Annotated in this window: 1 protein-coding gene and 1 pseudogene; both read right to left on the bottom strand. The window is 76.2% G+C overall.

Annotated elements, in window-relative coordinates; genetic code table 11:
- Nucleotides 1–593: pseudogene (locus ABZ371_RS32330) on the bottom strand (helix-turn-helix transcriptional regulator); the annotation flags it as partial.
- A gap of 181 nt (nt 594–774) precedes the next feature.
- Nucleotides 775–1,323, bottom strand: a complete 549-nt coding sequence (locus ABZ371_RS32335; RefSeq protein ID WP_358686449.1) for an ATP-binding protein — start codon at nt 1,321–1,323, stop codon at nt 775–777.
- Between the last annotated feature and the right edge of the window lie 462 nt (nt 1,324–1,785).

Genomic DNA, 1,785 nt, shown 5'->3' on the forward strand with positions numbered 1-1,785 from the left:
ACGTCGGCGGCCGTGCACCGTCGCGGCCCCGCACCCCGCAGCGCGGTGAGGACGTCGACGACGACCTGCGCCACACCGCCCGAGCGCTCGTGCAGCCTGTCCACGGCCTCCGGTGAGCTGTCCTCACCGAGGGCCTCCGTCGCCGCCTGCCGCACCTGGTCCCGGGTCCAGGGCTCGACCCGGTGCCGCAGGACCACCAGCTCCGCCGGATAGCGCACCGGTGGCGCGCCCAGCGGCAGGCCGGGCTCCGCGACCTCTTCGGGCCGGTACGCCAGGGCGGCGGCGAGTCCCGGCCGGGGCTCCTCCAGCAGCCCCCGCAGCCAGGCGGCCTCCTGCCCGCCGGCGAGGTGGACGTCGTCGACCAGGAGCAGCACGGTCCCGCCGGCCGGGACCTCGGGCACCGGCCCGCCGCCGCCGCACGTCCACCACACGTGCGCCGCCGGCGGTTCGCCGGACGCGGCGAGCGCGCGAAGCAGCCGGGTCTTGCCGGTACCGGCCCTCCCCTCGACCAGGACCAGCGCCGGGCGGGCGCCGTCGCCGGCCAGCGTCCGTCGCAGCCGGGCTTCCCACGCCGCTTCACCTACCGTGACCACTTCCGCTCCCGTGCCGGCGTGTGACGCCGGAATCGGCGGCCGCACGCTCCCTCCCCGCCCGGGAGCGACGGAGTCGGTCCTCCGGGCGGACCCGCGACGGGGAGGAGTATGCCCCCGTCGCGGCCCTATGCGCACCCCGTACCGATATGCGGGCACCTGCCGTGGGACGGCACGGAAGCGGTCAGCCGGTCGCCCGGGCCGGGCGGACCTCGGCGTACACGGCCTCGACGAGCGCGGCTCCGGCGGGCTCGGCGACCCAGCGGACGGCGTCCGGCGGCCCGGTGGTCCGGTGGGCCTCCGGCACGGCGTCGGGAGGGAGCGTGAGCACGGCCCAGCACCGCTTTCCGGTGGCGGTGCGCTCGACGCCGTGCGTGTGGGAGTACGCGGCGACGAGGACGAGCCCCCGGCCGCCCTCGGCGCAGACGTCCGGCGGGATTTCCTGGTCGCGGGGGAGTTCGGGCGAGGTGTCGTGCACCTCGATGATCAGGCGGTCACCGTCCAGGTCGAGGCAGAGCGTCAGCCGGCCGCCCGCGTGGCGCACAGCGTTGGCCAGCAGTTCGGAGGCCACCAGGGCCGCCGCGGAGGCCGGCTCGGCACCGGGGGCGATCCTCCAGAAGCGCAGGGTGTCGCGGACGTGGTCACGGCCTCGGCGTACGGCCTGGGGTGTGGCGGGGAGGGAGAGGAACGACGTCCTGGCCCGCACGGTGGGTGGGTCTGCTCGATCGGGCATCACGCTGGTCCGGCCTTCGGCACTCGATGACGGTGACTGCGGCGCCGCAGCGGGCGGTCCGGGCGTACGTGACCGCCCAGCAGGCGCCGTTCTGCTCATGGCCTCGACGACCTCGGCGGTGAGAACGGATGAGACCGTGCGCGGGTCCGGAGGGCACCGGTCCCGCACCGGGAGGAGCCGTACGCGGCCCGGCCCGCCCGGGGTTTCGACGGGCCGGGTCACACGCATTGCCTGCCTGGTGCGCGTGCACCATCTCCGGCCGTTCGGCGCACCCGCTTGGGGGTGAGCGCGTCCGTTCGGGCCGGCAGTGAGAAACCTACGGACCGGAGCTCTGCGCGCCTATACGGAGCCGAGCCCCTACGGATACGTAAAAAATGGCGGCGCACGGCCTCGCCCGCACCCGCCGCACACAGCTGCGGAGGCGACCCGGACGTTCCGGCGCCGCCGCCCGGCGCGTCCCGC

Origin of the sequence: Streptomyces sp. NPDC005899, assembly GCF_040629645.1 — a bacterium.
Taxonomy (GTDB): Bacteria; Actinomycetota; Actinomycetes; order Streptomycetales; family Streptomycetaceae; genus Streptomyces.